This window comes from Pseudothauera rhizosphaerae, assembly GCF_004801305.1.
Lineage (GTDB): Bacteria > Pseudomonadota > Gammaproteobacteria > Burkholderiales > Rhodocyclaceae > Pseudothauera > Pseudothauera rhizosphaerae.
Genome location: NZ_SSOD01000004.1, coordinates 180,459 through 196,616 on the forward strand (window position 1 = coordinate 180,459; position 16,158 = coordinate 196,616).

Genomic DNA, 16,158 nt, shown 5'->3' on the forward strand with positions numbered 1-16,158 from the left:
GGCGCTTACTCCTTCACCAGCCTGCCGACCGCGTACAGGCCGCGGTCGAGATCGGCGAGGAGGTCGGCGGCGCTTTCCAGCCCCACCGACAGGCGCACCGTACCCTCGCCGATGCCGGCGGCGGCGAGGTCCGCGGCGGACATGCGGAAGTGCGTGGTGCTGGCCGGGTGGATCACCAGGGACTTGGCGTCGCCCACGTTGGCCAGGTGGGAAAAGAGGCGCAGCGCCTCGATGAAGGCGCGTCCGGCGGGGCGCCCGCCCTTCAGCTCGAAGGACAGGATGGAGCCGCAGCCTTGGGGCAGCAGGCGGGCCGCCAAGGCGTGGTCGGGGTGGTTTTCCAGTCCGGGGTAGGAGACCTTCTTCACCAGCGGATGGGCGGCCAGGTGCCCGGCCACCGCGCGGGCGTTGTCCACGTGGGCGCGCATGCGCAGGGGCAGGGTTTCCAGGCCCTGCAGCAACTGGAAGGCGTTCATGGGCGACAGGCAGGCGCCGAAATCGCGCAGCCCCTCGCGCCGCGCGCGCAGCAGGAAGGCGGTGACCGGCGATTCCTCGGCGAAGTCCATGCCGTGGAAGCCGTCGTAGGGTTCGGTGAGGGTGGGAAAGAGGGCGGAGGCTTCCCAGTCGAAGCGCCCGCCGTCCACCAGCACGCCGCCCACGGCCACGCCGTGGCCGCCGAGGAACTTGGTGGCCGAGTGCATGACCAGGTCGGCGCCCAGTTCCAGCGGGCGCTGCAGGCAGGGGGTGACCAGGGTGGCGTCCACCAGCAGCGGCACGCGGTGCTCGTGGGCGATGGCGGAAACGGTGGGGATGTCCAGCACGTCCAGCCCCGGGTTGCCCAGGGATTCGCCGAAGAAGAGCCGCGTTTCGGGGCGCACCGCGGCGCGCCAGGCGTCCGCGTCGCGCGGGTCCACGAAGGTGGTGTGGATGCCGAAGCGCGGCAGGGTGTAGCCCAGCAGGTTGTGGGAGCCGCCGTAGAGCGAATGCGACGCGACGATGTGCCCGCCCGCGCCCATCAGCGTGGCGATGGCCAGGTGCAGCGTGGCCTGGCCGCTGGCCGTGGCGATGGCGCCCACGCCTTCTTCCAGCGCGGCGATGCGCTCTTCCAGCACCGCGTTGGTGGGGTTGGAGATGCGCGAATAGACGTGGCCGGGGCGTTCCAGGTTGAACAGGTCCGCCGCCCGGTCGGCATCGGGAAAGACGTAGCTGGTGGTGAAGTGGATGGGCGTGGCGCGCGAGCCGTGGGTGGGGTCGGGCGACTGGCCCGCGTGCAGCGCGAGCGTCTCCGGCCCGTAAGGGGTGGATGTCGTCATCGGGGGCGTGATTCCAGGGTGGTCGTGATGGGTGCGTACGGGCGCAGGGCCGGCTCGCCGCGCCGGCCTCAGGCCAGTTCGTCCGGTTCGAGCATGCGCTCGATGAGGGCGATGCGGTCCTTCAGGGCGAGCTTGCGCTTCTTCAGGCGCCGCATCAGCAGTTCGTCCTCGGCCGGCGCGGCGGCCAGGTGGGCGATGGCCTCGTCCAGGTCGCGATGCTCGCCGCGCAGCGCTTCGAGCCGTGTGCGCAGGCTGGTGACGTCATCGAAGGTTTCGTCGTTCATCGGGGTGGGGCCGGGCGGAGGCGCTTACGCCGTTGGTCGAGGGCGAATGCAGGCAATGGTATGCGCCGGATGGGCGGAAGACAACTTCGGCGCGGCTGGCGGGGCCGCTCAACGCGTACCCGCTGGCGCTTTCAGCAGGTCTGGCAGGGTCAGCGTGCCGGTGTCGGAAAAGCGCATGCCGCCCAAGGGACCGCCGAGCCGGCCGCGCAGTTCGTAGGGCAGGGCTTCCCTGGGCTTGTCCTCCATGAGCCCGATGGCCTGGCGCAGCATGGCCACCGCCGAGACCGATACGGGGATCTCGAGCACCGTCTCGCCGTAGCGGGGCACGCTGCCCTTGCGGTCGCTGACGCCGGTGGCGAAGGGGGCGTCGTTCACATTCAGTTCCAGCGCGATGCCGTCGAAATCGATGGGGGCGTCGTTGGGATTCTGGATGCGCAACTGCACCGCGAGGCGGACTTCCATGCCCTGGCCGGGCAGGGGTTCGAGGCCGACCACGTTGATGCGTACCGGCTCGCGCTGCCCGAGGCTGGCGCAGCCCGGGAGCAGCAGGACGGCCGTCGCCCCGGCGAGCATGCGGAGGGCAGACCGGCGCGGGGCGGAAGCGGGAAGGGCGGTGGGGTAGGTGTCCATGGGATGTCGCGCTCCTGGCTGGGCCGCTGGATGAATGGGCGCCTATAGTCTGAATCATGGCTGGTTCCGCCGCCATCGCTTACCATCGCCGTCCTGTTTTGTACGGCATCGTCTGGAGCAGCAAGTGAACAAGGCATTCGTCAAGGAAGGCGACGGGCAGGACGACGACGAGGAACTCGCCCCCGCCCTGCGGCTGCCGCCGGGCAGCAAGAACTACATGACGCGGCGCGGCTACGACGCGCTGCGCGTCGAACTGGATCAGCTCGTGCGCGTGGAGCGCCCGAAGCTGGTGGAAACGGTGGCCTGGGCGGCCGGCAACGGCGACCGTTCGGAAAACGGCGACTACATCTACGGCAAGAAGCGCCTGCGCGAGATCGACCGGCGCATCCGCTTTCTCATCAAGCGCATCGAGAACGCGGAGGTAGTCGATCCGGAGCGGCAGGAGAACGTGGACCAGGTGTTCTTCGGCGCCACCGTGACCCTCTGCGACGTGGACGGCGGCGAGGAGCAGACCTGGCAGATCGTGGGCGTGGATGAGGCCAATGCCTCCGAAGGGCGCATCAGTTGGATTTCGCCCCTGGCGCGCGCGCTGCTCAAGGCGCGCGAGGGCGACGTGGTGCGCTTCATGAGCCCGGCGGGCATGCGCGAGATCGAGGTGGTGGGGATCGCCTACCGCTGAGGCGCCGGGCCGCGCAGGCTAGACGCCGTGCCGTGCCACCAGCGTATCCGCCCACTCGGACGCTTCGTCCGCGTCCCGTGTGCGGCACAGGAAGTCGTAGCCCCGCTGGGCGCATTCGTCCACCAGCCGGGCGTCCGCGGCGGCGGCGCGGTGCAGGTGTTCCAGGCCGCCATGGTCGTCCTCGACGAGCAGCAGGCGGCCGAGCAGCAGTTCCGCCTGGGGGAAGGGGCCGTCCGGGCGGGCGAGCAGGCGGGTAAGCACCGTGCGCGCTTCCTCGCCGCGCCCTTCCCGGGCCAGCGCGCGGCCCAGTTCGTGCAGATCGAAGGCGTTCAGCGCATCGTGCGGCGCGCCCTGCAGGCGCGCGATCATCGCCCGGTTTTCCAGGCACTGGCGGTGGTGCGCCTGCCACTCGGCCTGTTCGGTCTGCCACCACTGGGTGTCGAATTCCCGCGCCAGTTGCTGGGCGAGGGGGCCCAGCAGGGTTTCCGCCGCGCTCTTGCCCACCGGCGGCGGCACGCGCGCGGGCTGGTCGATCGCCGACAGCCGGTCCTGCAGGCTGGGGTGGGTGTCGTGCAGCCCGGAGCGGACCCGGCGCGCCTCCGCCAGGCGTTCTGCGGTGGCCCAGTCCGGGTAGCCCGCGGCGAAGGCGGCCGGCATCGCCGTGTAGGGCATGAAGGCGGGTGCGGTGCGCTCGCCCGCCTGGGCGTAGAGCCGGGACCAGAAGGTCTCCGCGATCCAGTCGCCCAGCAGCGCCCCGCGGCACAGGCCGGTCGCGGCCGCCTCGGCGCCGGCCAGGCGCGCGGAGATCGCGTCGGCGTCGTACTCGTCCTGGCGGGAGAGCACGAAGGTGTAGGCGTTGAAGTAGGGCGCGAAGCGCACCAGCGCGGCGAGCAGCAGGCCGCTCAGCAGATCGCCGTCGCTCTCGCGCTGCAGCTTGTCCATCAGCGTTCCGAAGGTGATGCGCTGGCGGTAGATCCAGGCGCCGGTCTTGCCGTGGGCGCCGGCCAGGTGGCCGTACTCGTGCGCTAGCGTGGCGGCCATCTCCTTGGTGGTCATGGCATGCAGGTAGGGCAGGCCGAGGATGAGGTGGTTGCGGTGGCCGCCGAACAGTCCGAAACGCGGCACCTGGGCGATGGCGGCGTTGAAGCTGGGATCGACCACCACGCGGTGGATGGGCGGGCCGTCGAGCTTGCGGCGGATACGTTCGATGAGTTCGAACAGGCGCGGCGCCTCGGCGGCGCCGATCTCCCTTCCCTCGGGCTCCGGCAGGCGGGCGAGGAAGGCGCGCAGCACGCCGAACAGCAGGCCCGCCACCGCCACCCCGAGCAGGGCGAGCTTGAAGGTGATCCAGGTGCTGTGGCTTTCGCGGGCGAAATGGAAGCCGGCAACGACGAGCGCGGCCAGCACGCCGAGCATGGCGAACAGGATCAGATAGGCGAAGCCGCTGAGCAGCATGACCTTGGCCTGGAAGGCGCGCGGCGCGGACTGGGCTTCGATCTCCAGGCGGCGGACGAGCCGTTCATAGTCCTGGTCTTGCATGGCGGGCGCTCCGGGCGGGCAATAGTGCGCGAGCCTAGCAGAAGATCGTGCCGCTGGCATGTTGCCGGCCCGCGGGCGCGGCCCGGTCTGCGACGCGGGGCTTGAAATCCGGCAAGCCGCTCCCATCTGCGGCGCGTTCACCTGAAAAAACGGAGCTTCATCCATGTCCGAAACCGCGACCGCCCAGACCCTGAACTTCCAGGCCGAGGTGAAGCAACTGCTTCACCTGATGATCCACTCCCTCTACTCGAACCGGGAAATCTTCCTGCGCGAGCTGGTCTCCAACGCGTCCGACGCCTGCGACAAGCTGCGCTTCGAGGCACTGGACCGCGCCGAACTGTTCGAAGGCGACGGCGAGCTGAAGATCCGCATCGACTTCGACAAGGATGCGCGCACGCTCACCCTCACCGACAACGGCATCGGCATGAGCCGGGACGAGGTGGTGGCCAACCTGGGCACCATCGCCAAGTCGGGCACCAAGGAATTCTTCGGCCAGCTCACCGGGGACCAGCAGAAGGACGCCCACCTGATCGGCCAGTTCGGTGTCGGCTTCTACTCCGCCTTCATCGTCGCCGACAAGGTCACCGTGCGCACCCGCCGCGCCGGCCTGCCGGCGGCCGAAGGCGTGCGCTGGGAATGCGCCATGAGCGGCGACACCGCCGGCGAATACCGCATCGAGCCCATCACCCGCGAGCAGCGGGGCACGGAAATCACCCTGCACCTGCGTGAGGGGCAGGACGACCTGCTGTCCTCGTGGAAGCTCAAGAGCCTGGTGCACAAGTATTCCGACCACATCGTCCAGCCCATCCAGATGAAAAAAGAGGAATGGGACGAGGAGAAGAAGGAGCAGGTGGTCCGCGACGAGTACGAGACCATCAACCAGGCCAGCGCCCTGTGGGCCAGGCCCCGCAACGAAATCTCCGACGAGGACTACAAGGCCTTCTACAAGCACGTGGGCCACGACTATGACGAGCCGCTGGCGTGGACCCATGCCCGCGTCGAGGGCCGCCAGGAATACACCCAGTTGCTCTACGTGCCCCAGCACGCCCCCTTCGACCTGTGGGACCGCAACGTCCGCCACGGCGTCAAGCTGTACGTGAAGCGCGTGTTCATCATGGACGACGCCGAAAAGCTGATGCCCGCCTATCTGCGCTTCGTACGCGGCGTGGTGGATTCGGCCGATCTGCCCCTCAACGTGTCGCGGGAAATCCTGCAGGAATCCAGGGACATCGACACCATCCGCCAGGGCTGCACGAAGAAGGTGCTGGCCCTGCTGGAAGGCCTCGCCACCAGCGAGGACGAAGCCGAACGCGCCAAGTACGCCACCTTCTGGAAGGAATTCGGCAAGGTGCTGAAGGAGGGCGTGGGCGAGGACTTCGCCAACAAGGACAAGATCGCCGGCCTGCTGCGCTTCGCCTCCACCCAGGCGGACACGCCGGACGAGGTGGTGTCCCTGGCCGACTACATCGGCCGCATGAAGGATGGCCAGGACAAGATCTATTACGTCACCGCCGAGACCTTCAACGCCGCGAAGAACAGCCCCCACCTGGAAGTCTTCCGCAAGAAGGGCATCGAGGTGCTGCTGCTCTCCGACCGGGTGGACGAGTGGGTCACCGGCAACCTGACCGAGTTCGACGGCAAGCCGCTCGTCTCGGTGGCCAAGGGTGGCCTGGACCTGGGCGCGCTGGAGGACGAGGCGGAGAAGAAGGAAGCCGAGCAGGCCGCCGACGACTACAAGGAACTGCTGGAGAAGATGAAGGCCAGCCTGGGCGAGCGCGTCAAGGACGTGAAGGTGACGCTGCGCCTCACGGATTCGCCCGCCTGCCTGGTGGCCGACGAGCACGACCTGGGCATGAACCTGGCCCGCATCCTCAAGGCCGCCGGGCAGAACGCGCCGGTCTCCAGGCCCATCCTGGAGATCAACCCCAGCCACCCGGCGGTGCTGCGCCTGAAGTACGAAGAGAAGAACTTCGACGACTGGGCCGCGGTGCTGTTCGACCAGGCCCTGCTCGCCGAAGGCGGCACGCTGGACGATCCGGCCTCCTTCGTCAAGCGCATCAACCAGTTGATGCTGGCGATGAGCGGCAACTGAGCACGGCCCGGTCTCGGCCGGCAATCACCGGCGCGGCGCACCGGGGAGGCTCTGGCCCGAACAGGGGTGTTCGGGGCTGCCCCGGCCGTCGCGTGTCATCTGGTCGGGCCGCTTACCAATACGCGACGGGCAGGCCGGCCGACAGCCGAGGCATTCGGCGACGATGGTCAGGCGTCCCGTCTGTTCCGACAGCCCTGCCGCCCGGCGCACACGCTCCGGCAAACCCGTGTCGGCGAACGGGATGCTGTGGCCGCACCGTCCGCATACCAGGCGGTGCGTGGCCGCATCGGCCGCGGATGGCTCCATCCGCGGTGAATACACCGCCCGTGCGCCGGTATGTCCCGGTATCCACCCGCGTTGCAGGAGACCGGCGGAACTCAATTCATTGAGGACCCGATAGACCGTGGCGATGCCGATGGGCGTCCGTTCGGCCTGCAGGCGCCGGAAAATCTGCTCCGCCGCCGCGGGCATCCTGGCTGCCACGGTCGCCGCAAGGATGCGGATGCGCGCGGGCGTCGCCCTCAATCCGGCCGCTGTCAGCCGATCCCCCAGGTCCGCCGGGCCCGGCTCCGCCTCATGGGTTGCCACGGCGCCGCTCATTCGGCGTCACTTCCATGCCAGCCGCCGCCCAGGGCCTTGTAGAGGCCCACGCTGGACTGCAGACGGGCGAGCTTCAGTTGCACCGCCGTATCCTGTGCCGCGTACAGCGTGCGCTGGGTATCGAGCAGCACGATGGGGGTTTCGGCCCCGGCGCGGTAACGGCTTGCGGCCAGGGCGAGCGCCCGTTCGGCCTGGGCCAGTTCCTCCGCCTGCGCGGCGATCTGCTCGTCGAGCCTGGTCGTCGCGTTCAGTGCGCTTTCTGCTTCGCCAAAGGCCGTCACGATACTTTGCCGGTAATCGGCCAGCAGTTCCTCGCGGCGCGCCTGGGCGAGATCGCGTCCCGCTGCCAGCCGGCCGGCGTTGAAGATTGGTGCGGCCAGGGCCGCGGCGAGTGAATACACCGGGTTCTCGAAAATGCGGCGCAGGCTATTGCCGTCCGTGCCCAGATCGGCGCTCAGGTTCAAACTGGGGAACAGTGCGGCGCGAGCGGCCACCAGGCTGGCGTCGGCCGCAAGCAACTGCGCTTCGGCCCGGGCGACGTCCGGGCGGCGGGTCAGCAGTGCGGAAGGCTGGCCGGGTCTGATGACGGGCAGATGCAAGGCCGCAGGGTGATCACTGGCGGCGCTGGGAGCCGTGGCCTGCCCCAGCAGCACCGCCAATGCGGTGCGCGCATCGTCGGCCTGCTGGCGAATGCTGGCCAGCGCCCGCCGCTGTGCCGCCACCAGCCCCAACTGGCGGGCCACTTCCAGCGGCGTTGCCGCACCGGCACGGGCGCGGGCTTCGACCAGGGCAAGCAGCCGTTCGGCGGTATCGAGGTTGCGTTCACCGATGGCAATGCGCTCCTGCGAGGTGATCATCTGCAGCCAACTCCCTGCGACGGCTGCCGTGACGGACAGCCGCAGCGCATCCCGATCGAAACGACTGGCTTGCAGGCTGGCGAGCGCTGCATTCCGGTTGGCACGCAGCCGACCCCACAGATCGACCTCGTAACTCGCCGACAGGCCGGCGCCGAAACTGTTGCCTGCCGTGCCCTTGCCCTCCAACTGTCCGGTGCGGCCCGCATCCAGTCCTGCGGTGACGTTCGGCCACAATTCGGCACCGGTCATCCTGGCCGCCGCTTCCGCCTGACGGATGCGTGCCTCGGCAGCGGCCAGGTCCAGGCTTTGCGTCTGCGCCCGTTCGACCAGGGCGCTCAGTTCGTCGCTACCGAAATCTCGCCACCAATCCCGGTCGACCGCGGCACTCTCCGCAGTCGAGGCATTGCGCCACTGCACCCGCAGTTCCGGCGTGGGCGCTTCCTGAACCGTCGTGGCGCACCCGGCGAGCCCTGCGGTCAACGCGGAAATCAGCACAAGAATCCGCATGCCTATTCCCCCGCCAAGGCCACCACGGGGTCCAGCCGAGCCGCCTGCCGCGCCGGCATGAAGCCGAACACCAACCCGGTCGCCACCGCGCAGCCGAAGGCCAGCAGCATGGCCCGGATCGAGAAGATCACCGGCACGTCCCAGGCGATCAGCACCACGCCGACGATCAAGCCGATCACGACACCGACCACGCCGCCTACCACCGACACCATCACCGCCTCGGTGATGAACTGGCGCTGGATGTCGCGCTGCCGCGCCCCGGTGGCCATGCGAATGCCGATCTCGCGGGTGCGCTCCTTCACCGCCATCAGCATGATGTTCATGATGCCGATGCCGCCCACCACCAGCGAGATGCCCGCGATCAACGCCAGCAGCAGGCTCTGCTGGCGGGCGGCTTCGTTTTGCTGTTTGGCCCGCGCCGGGTTGTTGGCGACGGCGAAGTCCTTGACCCGATGAGACTGAATCAGCACCTCGGTCAAATCGGCCACCGTCTGGCTGATCCGCTCGGGGTCATGCACTTTCACCTGGATCAGCCCCGGGTACGGCGTGCCCAGCACCCGGCGGCTGGCCGTCGCGAACGGGATGGCCACCAGGTTGTCGCCGTCCGGCTCGCCAGTCTCGGCCAGTTCGCCGATCACGCGGAACGGCACGCTGTTGAGCAGCACGTACTGGCCGACCGGGTTCTGCCCCGCAAAGAAGCGCTCGCTGACCGTCTTGCCCAGCACCACCACCGTGGCGATGCGTGCCTCGTCCTCGGCCGAGAAGAACATGCCGCGTGCCAGCTTCCAGTTGAACAACCGCGCGCCCTCGTGGCCCATGGACCACAGGGCCGTGGAAGCATCCGTGGCGTTGGCCCGCAGCATGGCATTGCCGGTCAGGAAAGGCATGGCGATGTCCACGTTGGGCACCTCGCGCACCAGCCGCACATCGGCCTCGGTCAGCACACTGCGCAAGCCCCGCGTGCCGTAAGTGTCCGGGCGGATCGACATGCGGTGCGTGTTGCCGAAGGCGGCCATCTTCTGAAGCATGTCTTCGCTGGCACCTCGGCCGACGGCCATCAAAACGATGACCGACGCCACGCCGATGACGATGCCCAAGAGCGTCAGCAGCGTGCGGAAGCGGCTCACCCATAGGGTCTTCCAGGCGCTGCCCAGTGCCTCGCGCACGTCGGCCAGCCAAGACGCACCATGCGCCACGCCCTGCGCCATGTGGGCCATGAAGTGCCGGGTGTCGAGCGACGGCGCTGCCGCAGCTTCGGGTCGGCTCGCGCCGCGGTCTTCCACGATCCGCCCATCGCTGATGCGCACCACGCGCCGCGCCTGCGCCGCCACTGCCGGGTCGTGCGTGATCAGGATTATGGTGTGGCCCGCATCGGCCAGCTCGCGCAGCAGCGCCATCACCTCGACGCCGCTCTGGCTGTCCAGCGCGCCCGTGGGTTCGTCCGCCAGGATCACGTGGCCGCCATTCATCAGCGCACGGGCGATGGACACGCGCTGCTGCTGCCCGCCCGAAAGCTGCCCTGGCCGGTGTCCGCCGCGCTCGCCCAGGCCCAGCCGCTCCAGCAGCGCCTGTGCGCGTTCCTGCCTTGATTCCACTGGCGTGCCGGCATAGACGGCCGGCACCTGCACATTGTGGCTCGCATCCAGCGTGCGAATCAGGTGATAGCCCTGGAACACGAAGCCGAAGGCCTCGCGGCGTAGCCAGGCGAGTTCGTCGGCAGCGAAAGATGAGATGTCCTGCCCGGAAAAGCGATAGATGCCAGCGCTGGCCCGATCCAGGCAACCCAGGATATGCATCAGCGTCGATTTGCCCGAGCCCGAAGCGCCCACGATGGCAACGAACTCCCCGGCGCGGATCGTCAGGTCGATGCCGTGCAGGATTTCCACGCTGGGCTCGCCCTCTTGGCCGCCGTAGGACTTGCGCAGGCCGGTGAGTTCGATCAGCGGTGGTGCCTGGTGTTGATCCTCCATCACCAGCGCAGCCTCTGCGACGCCTGTTCGCGCTGGGTGCCGATGACGAGAGGTTCGCCTTCCTTCAGCCCCTCCAGCACCTCGCCCAGCAGCCGGTCGCGCACGCCGATGCGCAGCGTGCGCTGCCGCACCTCGCCGTCGATCTGCACTCGGGCAGTGAAGCGGCCCGCCTCGCCCTTCACCGGTTCCAGCGCCGCCAGCGGCGCCACCAGCACGTCCTTGGCCACCGCCGCAACGAAGAAGACCTGCGCGCTCATCTGCGGCATCAGCGCACCGTCGGCGTTATCCACGTCGAACAGCGCGGTGTAGAGCACCACCTTGCCGGCCGGCGCCGCGTTCTGGCCAGTGGCTTGCGCGGCACCCGGCGTCGTGGGCGGCGCGGGCAGCACCTGGCGCAGCGTGCCGTTCCAGCGGCGAGGGCTGCCGTCCTGGTCCTGCAAGCCCAGCGTGGTGAAGTACACCGGCATACCGGGGCGGATGCGGCCCACGTCCGCTTCCGACACCTCCGTCCACACCGTCATGCGTGACAGGTCGGCGATGCGCAGCACGTTCGGCGTCTGGTAGGTGGCGTTGAGCGTTTGCCCCTCGCGCGCATCCAGCGTCACCACCGTGCCGGCGATGGGTGCGTAGATGCGCGTGTAGCCCAGCAAAGCCTCGTTACCCGTCAGCGTGGACTGCGCCCCTTCGATCTGCGCCTTCAGGCTGTCGATGCGAGCCTGGGCAATGCGTAGATTGGCCTGGGCGGTCTGCACGTCCTCCTGCTTGGTCGAGCCCTCGGCCGCCATCTGCTGCTGGCGTTCGGCCTGCTGGCGGGCCAGGTCGCGCTGCGCTTCCTGCTCGGCTAATTGGGCACGCAGGCTGGCCAGCGTGGCGCGGTTGGTCTGCACCGTGGCCTGCTGGATGGCGGGGTCGATCTCCAGCAGCAAATCGCCCTTGGTCACCTTGTCGCCGGGCTTGACCGCAATGTGCTTGATCTGGCCCGACACCTGCGCGCCCACGTCCACGTAGCGCTGCGGCTGCAACACACCCAGCGCGGTGACGGCGTTCTCGATGCAGCCCCGGCGCACTGGCTCCGTCTGGATCGTTTCAACCGTGCGGAAGAAACCCCACCAGAGCAGTGTGGCCAGTACGACGAGGATTGGTACAACGACGCTCCAGCGTTTCAAGGATCGGGAAGTCCGTTTGACCCCCACCATCACGGAGCAACCTCGAAACTCAGCGTGGCCGTGTAGCGCACGTCCTCGTACTTCCTGCCCTCGATGGTCACACTGGCGTTATTCACCCTGGCGCTGACCTCCAGCAAGTAGAGGCCGGGCATGGGGGTATCCAGCGTCACCGTTCCACCCTTGGCCGGTGTCAGCGCCTTGCGCCAGCCGCTGGCGGTTTCCACGTTCACCAAACTGGCCGCCGCTGGCCGGCCCTTGAAGTAGAGTTGGAAGGTGTTGCCGCCGGAGGTGGTCGGCACCAGTTCCAGGTCGTTCACCGCCTTGGTTTCCTGCCGGCCGTAGCGGGCTTGGAAGTAGGTCAGCACGCCATCGCTGCCGATCCGCAGGGCGGTGAAACGGCTGTCCCCCTCGCCAGCGGCAAAGACGTAATGATCCGGCGCCGAATCCAGCTCGGCTTTCTTGCCGCCCGCGAGCAGCGGCTGCGCATCGCGCAAGGTGGGCATGGCGGTCGGCGAGCGCAACTCGCCGGCCAGCACCTTGAAGCGTTCGCCATCCTTTTGCAGCCAGAGGGCGTCAGCCTGGGCGAAGCTGCACAGGCCTGCGGTCAACAGCGCAAAAGCGCCCGATTTCAATCCGGTAATCATCAACCTCATCTCCGAAAACCCCACAAAACCCATTCGTTGCATCCAATGCGAGGCAGGTTTAAACTTCGTATAAACATTGATTGGAGCCAAACCATGACCTCGGCCGTCCTCGATATCAAGCACTGGGGCAACAACCTCGGCGTGCGCTTGCCTGCCGCCATCGCCAATGCCGCCCATCTGCATGCCGACCAGCGCGTCAACATCACCGTGGAAGGCGAGCGTGTCGTCATCACGCCCATCCGCGACGAAGCGCTCAGCCTGGAACAGCGTCTGGCTCGTTTCGATCCGCAGCGGCACGGCGGCGAAGTCATGTCGGCCGACCAAACCCTCGGTGCCGAGCAATGGTGAAAGCCGCCAAGAGTTGGGTGCCGGATCGGCAGGAGGTCATCTGGATCGACTGCAACCCGCAGCGCGGGCAGGAAATGCGTGACGTGCATCCCTTTCTGGTGCTGTCTCCCAAAGCCTTCAACGAACGCACCTCGCTGGTCATCGGCCTGCCCATGACCACCGCCGCCTACAACGCCGACAACCCTTTCGCCGTGGCGGTCGGCGCGGCAAGCGGGCGCAAGGCCGGACAAACCAGTTACGTGCTCTGTCACCAGCCCAAGTCCTTCGACTGGCGCCTGCGCGGCGGCGCGCCGCACCCGGCCAGGCGCATCCCCGACGCCCGCTTCGCCGAAGTGCTCGCCATCCTCAACCAGATCGTGCAACTGGCCTGACGGGGCACGGCAAAAACGCATCTTCATCCCTTCAGGGGGCCCTGGCCGGCTTGGGGGGGGCGCCTCGGCCACATCAACGGCTTTCCTTCACATCCCGCCAGCCGACTTCGGCCAGCACGTTACGGGCATCCCACAGCAGCACATGAAAGGCCTCGGCCGGCGGAGCAAAACTCAGGCGGCCTTGCCGGTCGGCCACGCCGGAAAGCAGGGTCTTGTCCTGCGCGTCCGTCACCTCGTAACGGGCGCTGGGCACCGCCGGGCCGTGCGAAAAACGGGCCTCGCAAAATACCTCGGCAGCCTCGCGCCTGCATTGCAGCAACGGAATCACTGGTTCATGCCCGAGCGCGGGAGTACCGATGAGTAGCCCCAAATACAAGAGCATCTTCTTCATCGTTGCCCCTCCACGAAAGCCGCTGTAGCCGGCGACAGACGGCGCATGTCGATTTCCGCCCGGTAAATCTGCCCGTTCTTGCCTTGCACCGTCAGCCAGAAGGTATCCTGCGCCGTGGCCGAAGGCGGGATGACGAGCATCGCCTCGCGGTTACCATGATTGCCGTCAAACGCCATGCCCGCCGTCCGCAGCGAACGCGGCGGCTGCACGCGCAGCCAGGCGCGGGCCACCGCCAACTCGTCGCCTTCCAGCCGCAAGACGAAATGCTTGACCGCCGCGCCACTGGCCAGCACTTCGGGCGCTTCGCGCTCCTCCTCGGCCAGCCGGTAACGCCAGGGGCCGATTTCACCCCGCACCGCATCGGCGCGCAGCACCGGCCACGGTTCGGCCTGCCACAGTTGCCAGCCAAAGGCCAGCGGCGCAGCAGCTAGCACGAACCAGCCGGCGCCGCGAGTCAAACCCATCCAGGGCGAGGCAACGGCCGGTGGCATGATGATTTCCGCCGTTTTTCGCGGTCGACCGTGGAATTCCCGTTTTTTCCGCCAGGGCCAGTAAGCGATGGTGAACACCAGCACCACCGCTGCCACACTCAACCAGCCCAGCCACAGCACCGTGCCGAAATGGGCCAGCCAGCCCCATGCGCACAAAGCGAGGGCCAGCCCCAGCAGCGGCCAGCCCAGCCAGCGGAACACGCGCCTTTCGGCAGCGCTGGCCGGGCGGCGCAGCAACACCGTGCCTTCGCGCTCGCTGGCCAGCGCCAGCAGGGCGAAGCCGCCCAGGCTCAAGGCCAGCACCGCCAGATGCCAGCCGAAATGCAGATCGGGCATCATGCCGCACCGCCTTTCAGCAGCCACCAGCAGGTCAGCGACGCCAGCGCCGTCCACAGCAGCAACCAAGCCCAGGCCCGCGCCGCGCTGCACGTGTGGAACACCCACAGCACCACCGGCACGTAGAGCAGAAAACCGATATAGGTCGCAATCATCACCGCCTGCCCGCGCGCCATCGGCCACCACCAGGACAGCGGTAGCGCCAGCAATACCATCAGTGCCGACATCAGCGCGTAGCCGCCGATGGCCGCCGCCAGCACGCGCGACGCCACGCCCAGGCGGTAGCGGGTTTCGTTGATTGATTCCACACGTTTCATGTGGCGCGCTCCCGAATGGATGCCGCCGGTTGCCCGGCCTGTTGCCACTTGCGCCACAGCCTGGCGGCCATCGCCGCAAACATTGCCGCCAGCCCCAGCATCGTCAGATCGGACCCGGCCAGGCCCCAGTCGCCCGCCGCCAGCGTCACGCCCAGATGTTTGTCCGTGGTCAGCGCGTTGAGCAGCGGAATCAGCCCGAAGGCCAGCGCGGCCAGGGCCAGCACTTCCACCCACGCCCGTTTTTCCGGGCGCAGCACGGCGTACAGAATCAGCCAGCCCCAGGTGGCGAACAGGCCGTGCAACTCCCATTCGGCACGCCCGTCCATCGTCACCGGCAGCAGGCGGTTCGCCCAGAAATAGGCCGCCACGCCTACCGGCAGCCCGGCCAGCACGCCCACGTTCAACCGGGCCACCAGGCGCAGGCCGAAGCTCGCCGCCGAGCCTTCGCGTGCATGGCGTTCGCGCCGCTTGAGCACCCACAGCACCATGCCGGTGGCGATCATGAAGCAGCCCAACAGGCCCGAAAGGAAGTAGAGCCATCGCAGCGGGTAGCTCGCAAACCAGGCTTCATGCAGGGCAATCAGGGCCAGCAGCATGGTTCGGCCCGGCCCCTCCGCGTAGGTGGCGGGCAAGCGCTCGCCCGTCAGCGCGTCGAAGCGGATGAACGTGTCCGTATTCTTCGTGCGCGGCAACTCCGTGCCCCACGGGCGGGAAATATCGACCACTGACGGCTCGCCCGCGCGGTGCTCCACCCAGATTTGCCCGATCTGGCCCTGGCCCAGAATCGCTTCGGCCTGCGCGATCATCGGCGCCAGTGGCGCCTGGGGCCGCGGCACCGGCAGCGCCGCCGCGTCGAATTGCCGCGCCGGTCGATCACTTACGGCTGACTCCATGATCTCCGCCGGCACGGGAAAGTAGTGGTGATTGAAATACACCAGCCCGGTCCACAGGATCATCACGAAGAAGGGCAGCGCCATCACGCTGGTCACGTTGTGCACGTCGAGCCATGAACGCTGCCCCTTGCGGGGGCGGAAGGTGAAGAAATCCTTGAATATCTTCTTGTGCGCGATCACGCCCGTAACCAGCGAGGCCAAGGCCAAGACGGCCACCACGCCGACGATGTAGATGCCCACCACCTCATCCATGTAGTACAGCTTGTGGTGCAGATTGCGAAACGCCTCGCCGCCCTCGGTGGCGCGCACTTCGAGCGGCGGCAGTTTCTGGCCCGTCAAAGGGTCGAATTCCCAATTCGATCTTTCGGGAAACGCCCTGGCGACCAGCCGAGTACGGCTGGCGCCGCCGTTGTCCGGCTGGTTGCGCGTATGGGGCAGCTTGATTTCCCACTTGTGTGCAGCGGGCGCGTGCCGGGCCAGAAAATCCAGCGCCCATTCGGCCTGCATCGCTTGCGGCGCCTGGCTCAAGGTGAGTTCCAGTGGCCGCTCCGGCTCCATCCAGCGCGTCGTGTCGTACATGAAGCACGACGCCGTACCCGTCACAAACACGAAGAACAGCAGCCAGCCGATGACCACGCTGCCCCACGTGTGCAGCCACGCCATGCTCTGGCGGAAGTAGGGCCTCATCGATCAACCTCGTCGAATGCAAAATTTATCTGATGCATAGTCGCAA

Annotated in this window: 17 protein-coding genes; 4 read left to right on the plus strand and 13 right to left on the minus strand. The window is 67.8% G+C overall.

Features of this window, described 5'->3' with window-relative positions; all coding sequences use genetic code 11:
• Positions 1–5: 5 nt before the first annotated feature.
• The 3 genes from E6O51_RS06470 to E6O51_RS06480 form a co-directional block, all read right to left on the minus strand.
• The gene (locus E6O51_RS06470) at positions 6–1,310 is read right to left on the minus strand and encodes an O-acetylhomoserine aminocarboxypropyltransferase (RefSeq protein ID WP_136384154.1); all 1,305 of its coding nucleotides are present in this window, start codon (positions 1,308–1,310) and stop codon (positions 6–8) included.
• A gap of 68 nt (positions 1,311–1,378) precedes the next feature.
• A complete protein-coding gene (locus E6O51_RS06475; RefSeq protein WP_136384155.1) occupies positions 1,379–1,594 on the minus strand; it encodes a YdcH family protein in 216 nt (71 codons plus the stop codon).
• Between the two features lie 108 nt (positions 1,595–1,702).
• Positions 1,703–2,167, minus strand: coding sequence for an LEA type 2 family protein (locus E6O51_RS06480; protein WP_136384324.1), 465 nt, complete (start codon positions 2,165–2,167; stop codon positions 1,703–1,705).
• 181 nt (positions 2,168–2,348) lie between these two features.
• Here E6O51_RS06480 and greB point away from each other — a divergent pair, with 181 nt between their 5' ends.
• Positions 2,349–2,903, plus strand: coding sequence for a transcription elongation factor GreB (gene greB, locus E6O51_RS06485; protein ID WP_136384156.1), 555 nt, complete (start codon positions 2,349–2,351; stop codon positions 2,901–2,903).
• A gap of 18 nt (positions 2,904–2,921) precedes the next feature.
• Here greB and E6O51_RS06490 read toward each other — a convergent pair whose 3' ends face one another.
• Positions 2,922–4,442: a M48 family metallopeptidase gene (locus E6O51_RS06490; protein ID WP_168735203.1), complete on the minus strand. Its 1,521-nt coding sequence runs from the start codon at positions 4,440–4,442 to the stop codon at positions 2,922–2,924.
• Positions 4,443–4,605: 163 nt separating this feature from the next.
• Here E6O51_RS06490 and htpG point away from each other — a divergent pair, with 163 nt between their 5' ends.
• Positions 4,606–6,534, plus strand: a complete 1,929-nt coding sequence (htpG, locus tag E6O51_RS06495; RefSeq protein WP_136384158.1) for a molecular chaperone HtpG — start codon at positions 4,606–4,608, stop codon at positions 6,532–6,534.
• Between the two features lie 24 nt (positions 6,535–6,558).
• On the opposite strand, the gene E6O51_RS06500 is transcribed toward htpG, so the two are convergent.
• Genes E6O51_RS06500 through E6O51_RS06520 form a run of 5 tightly spaced genes read right to left on the minus strand, consistent with a single transcriptional unit; the run spans position 6,559 to position 12,278 of the window.
• Positions 6,559–7,134, minus strand: coding sequence for a Fur family transcriptional regulator (locus E6O51_RS06500; RefSeq protein ID WP_136384159.1), 576 nt, complete (start codon positions 7,132–7,134; stop codon positions 6,559–6,561).
• Positions 7,131–8,498 carry an efflux transporter outer membrane subunit gene (locus E6O51_RS06505; protein WP_136384160.1) on the minus strand — a complete coding sequence of 456 codons (1,368 nt, stop codon included), beginning with the start codon at positions 8,496–8,498 and terminating at the stop codon, positions 7,131–7,133. Before E6O51_RS06505 ends, E6O51_RS06500 begins: the two co-directional genes overlap by 4 nt.
• Positions 8,499–8,500: 2 nt before the next feature.
• Positions 8,501–10,468, minus strand: coding sequence for a MacB family efflux pump subunit (locus E6O51_RS06510; protein WP_136384161.1), 1,968 nt, complete (start codon positions 10,466–10,468; stop codon positions 8,501–8,503).
• The gene (locus E6O51_RS06515) at positions 10,468–11,634 is read right to left on the minus strand and encodes an efflux RND transporter periplasmic adaptor subunit (RefSeq protein WP_230976714.1); all 1,167 of its coding nucleotides are present in this window, start codon (positions 11,632–11,634) and stop codon (positions 10,468–10,470) included. The genes E6O51_RS06510 and E6O51_RS06515 overlap by 1 nt, the downstream gene beginning before the upstream one ends.
• A 29-nt stretch (positions 11,635–11,663) precedes the next feature.
• Positions 11,664–12,278 (minus strand): DUF4198 domain-containing protein, encoded by a 615-nt coding sequence (locus E6O51_RS06520; protein ID WP_136384325.1) that lies wholly within the window; start codon positions 12,276–12,278, stop codon positions 11,664–11,666.
• Between the two features lie 93 nt (positions 12,279–12,371).
• Here E6O51_RS06520 and E6O51_RS06525 point away from each other — a divergent pair, with 93 nt between their 5' ends.
• Together E6O51_RS06525 and E6O51_RS06530 are read left to right on the plus strand one after the other, a co-directional pair.
• On the plus strand, positions 12,372–12,626 hold the full coding sequence (locus E6O51_RS06525; protein WP_136384163.1) for an AbrB/MazE/SpoVT family DNA-binding domain-containing protein: 255 nt from the start codon (positions 12,372–12,374) through the stop codon (positions 12,624–12,626).
• The gene (locus E6O51_RS06530) at positions 12,620–12,997 is read left to right on the plus strand and encodes a type II toxin-antitoxin system PemK/MazF family toxin (RefSeq protein WP_136384164.1); all 378 of its coding nucleotides are present in this window, start codon (positions 12,620–12,622) and stop codon (positions 12,995–12,997) included. Before E6O51_RS06525 ends, E6O51_RS06530 begins: the two co-directional genes overlap by 7 nt.
• Before the next feature lie 73 nt (positions 12,998–13,070).
• On the opposite strand, the gene E6O51_RS06535 is transcribed toward E6O51_RS06530, so the two are convergent.
• Genes E6O51_RS06535 through E6O51_RS06550 form a run of 4 tightly spaced genes read right to left on the minus strand, consistent with a single transcriptional unit; the run spans position 13,071 to position 16,112 of the window.
• Positions 13,071–13,388, minus strand: a complete 318-nt coding sequence (locus E6O51_RS06535; RefSeq protein WP_136384165.1) for a hypothetical protein — start codon at positions 13,386–13,388, stop codon at positions 13,071–13,073.
• Positions 13,385–14,218 (minus strand): DUF3325 domain-containing protein, encoded by an 834-nt coding sequence (locus tag E6O51_RS06540; protein ID WP_136384166.1) that lies wholly within the window; start codon positions 14,216–14,218, stop codon positions 13,385–13,387. Before E6O51_RS06540 ends, E6O51_RS06535 begins: the two co-directional genes overlap by 4 nt.
• A complete protein-coding gene (locus E6O51_RS06545) occupies positions 14,215–14,532 on the minus strand; it encodes an iron transporter (RefSeq protein WP_136384167.1) in 318 nt (105 codons plus the stop codon). Before E6O51_RS06545 ends, E6O51_RS06540 begins: the two co-directional genes overlap by 4 nt.
• On the minus strand, positions 14,529–16,112 hold the full coding sequence (locus E6O51_RS06550) for a PepSY-associated TM helix domain-containing protein (RefSeq protein ID WP_136384168.1): 1,584 nt from the start codon (positions 16,110–16,112) through the stop codon (positions 14,529–14,531). Before E6O51_RS06550 ends, E6O51_RS06545 begins: the two co-directional genes overlap by 4 nt.
• Positions 16,113–16,158 lie beyond the last annotated feature (46 nt).